General features: G+C 37.1%; 2 protein-coding genes. One reads left to right on the forward strand and one right to left on the reverse strand.

Translation table 11 applies throughout. The annotated features are described in order from the left end of the window. Nucleotides 1–498 precede the first annotated feature (498 nt). Nucleotides 499–2,235: an iron uptake porin gene (locus AC3DU7_RS21700; RefSeq protein WP_488041383.1), complete on the reverse strand. Its 1,737-nt coding sequence runs from the start codon at nucleotides 2,233–2,235 to the stop codon at nucleotides 499–501. A 696-nt stretch (nucleotides 2,236–2,931) separates the two neighbouring features. Between AC3DU7_RS21700 and AC3DU7_RS21705 the strand changes: the two genes are divergently transcribed. Further along, nucleotides 2,932–6,254 (forward strand): DUF4347 domain-containing protein (locus tag AC3DU7_RS21705; protein ID WP_488041384.1); only part of this gene is annotated, 3,323 nt, incomplete at its 3' end.

Here is a 6,254-nt window from a genome sequence, read left to right on the forward strand (position 1 = left end):
CCCTAAATCCTCTTTTAAATCGGTATTTATGCTTTCCCTTCTTGTCAAAGAGGATTAGGGGGGATCTCCTGTAGTGTACCTCACACTTACTGAGAAATGCTATAATTGTTCTAAATTTTTTTATCTTTTTCATTTGGGTTTAATAACCCACACCTTATGAGCAGTGTTGACAATTTAGTTGAGGTTTGAGTCCCCATCCATTTTTTCTTCCTTTTAGTCAACCCTCTTCTTTTCAAGGAGAGGTAATTAAGGCTTACTGAAAAAGTCTTTTTTAAGGAGTAGGGGAGCGGGGGAATAGGGGAGTAGAGTAGCAGGAAAGTAATTTTTTTTTGCCCAACTATGCACCTAAAATGGTAAATTTTTGAGCATGAGCAGCTGAAAACCAGGTACTTTTTCACTACTCAAAAAGGCTAAAACTAATATCAGTAAAGACGTTTAGGTTTAATCAGCAAGCCCTAATTATTAATTATTCATTATTGAATTCTTCCTTCTTCAAGGTCAAAAGCGAAAAGTTGTCCGTAAAACTCCTATCACAATTGTTTCATTATCTTTATTATGTTCTGGATTAGTCACTACAAAAACTCCGGGAGTAATTGTGATAAAATCATTCACTTTATACCGATAAAAAGTTTCAATATGATAAGAAGTATCCTCATCTTCTTCAATGCCATTATCTCCATCAACTAATTTTAACGGTTTACCAAATAAAACTGCAAATAAATCTCCTTGACGACCAAAAGGGTCAGACATACCGACAGAAAATAAATAAGTATTAGAAGTAGCATGAGCATCAGAATTTATATAATTTGTAAATACCCATCCTCCCCAAGCACCCAGAGTTATTTTCTCCCAAACTCGCCATTGTACTGTACCACCAACAGCATTAATATTAGCAGGTAGACCTAATCCTCCAGAAGTATCAGCATTTAAACTACCAGTAAAGGTATCCAAATAACCATCTTCTGAATAAGCATTAATATAAGTTACACCAGTCAATACATTATCAAATGGAACAGTTAAAAATTGGACTCCCACAGCACTGTGACCAGCATCAGTAATACCACCTTGGCCTGTAGGAGCGTTGCCAGGGTTTTCGCTATCCCGCGTACCGTAGGCAACTTGCAAACGTACTTTGTCAGTAACTAACCAGTCAAAACCCAAACCAGAATCTAATCTACCTATCTTAAATATGGGACTAGAGTCAGTAAACCGGGAAATAGATCCACGACCTGCATCAAAATAAGGGGAGTTAGCTGTGAGGACACTATTTAAGCTGAAGTTGACTGGACGGAAAGTGAAGACCACGCGATCGCCAAAAGCAGGAAAACGATATTCCAACTTAAATATCTGAAACTCATCATCTGTATTTGTTTGATAAGATAAGATTGCCATGTCTGTATTAAATGACTGGCTACCTGCAAAACCAGTACTACTGAAATTTGCAGCACCCAATTCTATTCGTAAGCGGTCTTTACCTGTAAAGGTTGTAGCTGTTTGCAGTCGTACTAGATAATTAAAAATTGTGTTTTTGTCTCCGTCTCCACTCCTGCCAAAAGCATTGACTACGTCCTCGCCACCGAAACCATTGGTTAAGCCAAATATTACTTCTCCACCAAATATTGTCGTAGTGCCATTAAACCTATTTGCTTCTAATTCTGCGGTGCGAGCTTCAAGTACATCTATTCGACCACGAAGGGTAGCTAACTCTGGGGCAAATTCTTCGACTAAACGTTGAACGGTAGCCATATCCTCGCGACTTGCTAAGTCTACAGTAGACTGGCCAATTAATTCTGTCATTCTATCTAAACAGGCATTTAACCCAGCAGCAAATTCGTATCGGGTCATAGCTCGGTTGCCTTTGTAAGTGCTGTCTGGATATCCTACAATACAGCCATAACGTTCTACTAATGATTGTAATGCTTGAAATGCCCAATCAGTGGGTTGAATATCTGAGAGTTGGGATACGGAGGTTACTTGGTCTAGTTCTGAAAGGTCGTCATATTCATCTGATGCTTGTGCTAATTGTAAGGTTTTTTTTCTAACTGTTGAAGAAGCAAACTGGGAGTTGTTCAAATTTTGTAATGTTGGTGGTGATAGTAAATAGGAAAAAGATTCATCTTGAGGTTTAACTTTTGTAGAATTTATTTGTGTTATGCCAATTGCAGATTTTGCCCATGTTAAAGGAAGCCCTAAAATAAATATTGAGATTAAAGATAATAAAAATTTACTTATCACTTGATTTCGTCCTTATCTTATCAGTAGATTTATTTAAATTGGTGTACTTTACTTTCAGTACATAATAATTTAAGACGTTTATATCATTAATATCTTCTTCCAGCAACCTAGCTAAGATCATTCATTTCTCAAAAACTTTCTGTCTCTTGAGTAGGGGAGTGGGGGAGTAGGGGAGTGGGGAAGAAATAAAATTTAATATTATTTTTATTGCCGTTGTGTTAGTTCTTTATAAGAAAAGAGAGAGTAGGCAGTAGGCAGTAGGGAACCCAACCCTAACCTCTCCCAGGAGGGAAAAGAATTGATAATTTCTGTGCGATAATTGATTTGATTTTTTATTATTGGAGATGTCTATTATAAAATTCACAAATCAAAAAAAACTAAACAGTATAAATACTTGTATCAAGAGGTTGTATAGCGTTTCCCAAGGTCGTGAGGTACAGTTATCTTTTTGTCTTTTTATTCTCTGTTCCCTGTTCCCTGTTCCCTATTCCCTCAAGCCTAAAATTTTGTAGCTCACCATTATGGGAATTGCTATAGTAATTTCAGTTATCAGTTGTACTGACCGCTGTTTGCGCAGCATAAACTAGGAAAGCAAGAGGCAATAAAATGCTGAAGTTTACTTTCTCTTGGTCGATTCTCTTCTTTTCAAGAAGAGGTAATTGTTAATTATTAATTATTAATTATTAATTGTTGAACATGAACTTTTTAAACCAAAATCACAACCAAGACATTCTCGATAAAAAGTTAACAAGTAATAAGCATTGTGTGAGTATTTGGCCACCTGCCATGGGAATGTTAGTAATTATCGATCCCAGAGTAGAAAATTATCAAATGTTAGCATCTGGGGTTTTGCCAGGAGCAAAAGTTGTCATTCTGAACTCGGAAGAAGATGAGATCAGACAAATAACTAGAGCTATGTTGGATTATCCAGTTAATAGTCTTCATATTGTTTGTCATGGTTCCCCTGGTAGTTTGCAGTTGGGTAACATCAAGTTAAGCTTCTCCAACTTAGGCGAATATGGAGCAGAGTTTAAAAGTTGGGGCAAGTTCATTGGAACTGGTGGGATATTTTTGTATGGTTGTGAAGTAGCTACGGGAGATATTGGGTCAGCTTTTTTGGGCAGGTTCCATGAGTTGACAGGAGTGGGTGTTGCTGCTGCTATTAGTCCTGTTGGTTGTGCAGAATTAGGTGGTAGTTGGGAACTTGGGGTTAAAGTTGGGGAAGTTGGGGATAATTTGGCGTTTGGGGAAGAGGTTTTGGTAAGTTATGGGGGAGTATTTGCTGACTTAACAGTTAATAGTACAGGTGATAATCAGGTAAGCGGTGATGGGTTGGTAACATTGCGGGAGGCTATTTTGGCTGCCAACAATGATACAGCTACTGACTTGGGAGAAGTTGGTGATGGTGGTGACACTATAATTTTTGACCCTGATGTATTTGGTACGCCTCAAACAATTACTCTTACTTCTAATCCAGGTATTGTATCTGGTGGAATAATTATTAGTGACGATTTAACGATCACAGGAACTGGTCAATCTAATTTAACTATTAGTGGTGGGAATGAAGTACGAGTTTTTAATATTAATAATGCAACAGTCAATATTAATAGTGTAACTATTAGTAATGGGTCACTTGCCTCAGAGGGTGGGGGAATATTAATTGAGACTAATGCAACTGCCACAGTTAACAATAGTACAATTTCCAACAATTACAGCAACCAAGGTGGCGGTGGTATTTTTAACCGAGGTACTTTAGAAATAAATGATAGTACGATTTCTAGTAATAGTACAAATATTGAGAATAATAATAGTTTTGGTGGTGGTATTTATAATGGAAGTGGCAATCTAACACTGAATAACAGTACAATTTCTGGAAATGCAAGTGCTAGAGGTGCTGGAATTTATAATCGCAGTGGTATACCAACAGTAACCAGTTTAGTGACGGTTAACAATAGTAATATTTCTGGGAATACAGCAATTGCACAGGGTGGTGGAATTTTCAATGTAGATACTACATCATCAGGAGTACAACCTGCTACAGTCCGAATAAATGCTACTAGTACAATCTCTAATAATATTGCTGATTCTGGAGGTGGTATTAGTAATAATCAGAATGCTGTCTTAGAAGTAAACAATAGTACTATTTCTGGTAATACAGTCACAAGTCTTGAGTTGGGTGGTGGAGGAATTGAGAACGAGGGTAGTGCTACTGTAAGTAACAGTACGATTTCTGGGAACAATTCGGCAGCTTATGGTGGTGGTATCGATAATGACGGTACGGGTACATTTACACTAATTAACAGCACTATTTCTACAAATAATGCAGATGATGATGGTGGTGGAATTCGTAACGTTGGCAATGCTACAGTAAGTAACAGCACAATTTCTGGAAATCTAGCAGGAAATTATGGTGGTGGTATTTGGAATGATAATACCTTAGACACAAGTATTTTAGAGCTAAATAACAGCACTATTACCCAAAATATTGCAGATAATAACGATCCGGATGAAGAGGGGAATGGTGGTGGTATTGCTAATGATGGCACAGTTAATATTAACAATACTATTATTGCTGGAAACTTTGATAATTCATCAACAACTGTTGAGCCAGATGTTTCAGGTATCAACAACACTTTAGTAGGAGCATTTAATAGCAATGGCTCTAATCTAATCGGTGATATTATGGGCAGTAGTGGTTTTAATTCAGAGGAAGTATTGCAAGTTTCAATTAATTCTGTGCTAGATACCACTTTACAGAATAATGGAGGTATCACACAAACTCATGCTTTAGTTGAGGATGTTAATAATCCTGCTATTAATGGTGGCAATGATGCTGATATTCCTCCTGCTACAAACTTTGACCAACGTGGTGAAGGGTTTCCTCGGGTGAATGGAAATGCTGTTGATATTGGTGCGTTTGAAGCATCTCAGATAATTACGCCCACTACTTTTACTTTTACAAACGACTTATACCGTATTAATGAGGATGGTACGTTAGCAGGTGATTCGATACAAGTTCAACGTAGTGGAAATACGAATAATGCTGAGACAATACAAATACAACTAATTAATGGCACAGCTACAGGTGCAGCTCCGCCATTAGCTCCAGAGTCAGATACTCAGGATTTTAATAACACGCCAATTCCTGTTACTTTTTCTCCAGGTCAAACTATTGCTGATGTAATTGTATCTATTAATGATGATACCGCACCTGAAGGCATCGAGAATCTGACTCTTAATTTAGTTAATGAAATTACCGAATCTCCAGCAACTCCCCTTGGCAGCGCTAGTTTAGAAATTATTGATAACGATAGTGTAACTGTATCGATTAATGATGCCACAGTCAATGAAAATGCGGGTACAGCAGAATTTACTATCAGTTTATCTCAACCTACTTTTAATGATGTAACAGTTAACTACAGCACCAGTGATGATACAGCATTAGCAGGACAAGATTATACTGCTGCTAATAATACGGTGACAATTCCAGAAACTCAAACCACTGCCACAGTTACAGTAGATATTTTAAATGATGAGATTGACGAACCAGATGAAATATTTAATGTTAATCTGAGTAATCCTATTAACGCAGTTATATCTGATGGTATAGGTTTAGGTACAATTATAGATGATGACGAACCTGTTGTTCCAAATATTAATATTAGTATTAATGATGTCATAGTTAATGAAGCTGATGGTAATGCTATATTCACTGTTAGGTTAGATGGAGCGAGCAACGAAAATATCAACTTAAACTATAATACTAGCAGTGATAATAATGAGAGCAGCGCTACACCACAAAACGACTATATCGAGACTACATTAGGCGTTGTTTCTATTGCACCTGGAGCAACTAGCACTACAATAACAGTTCCAATTATTGATGATAACGAAGCAAATGAAGGCAATGAAATATTTAATGTTAATCTTACTAGTGCTTCTAGTGGCAATATTCTAGATAACCAAGGAATAGGCACAATTATTGATAACGATGCAATAGAAACTGGCAGTATTAGTGG

The sequence above is a fragment of the Okeania sp. genome, assembly GCF_983059655.1.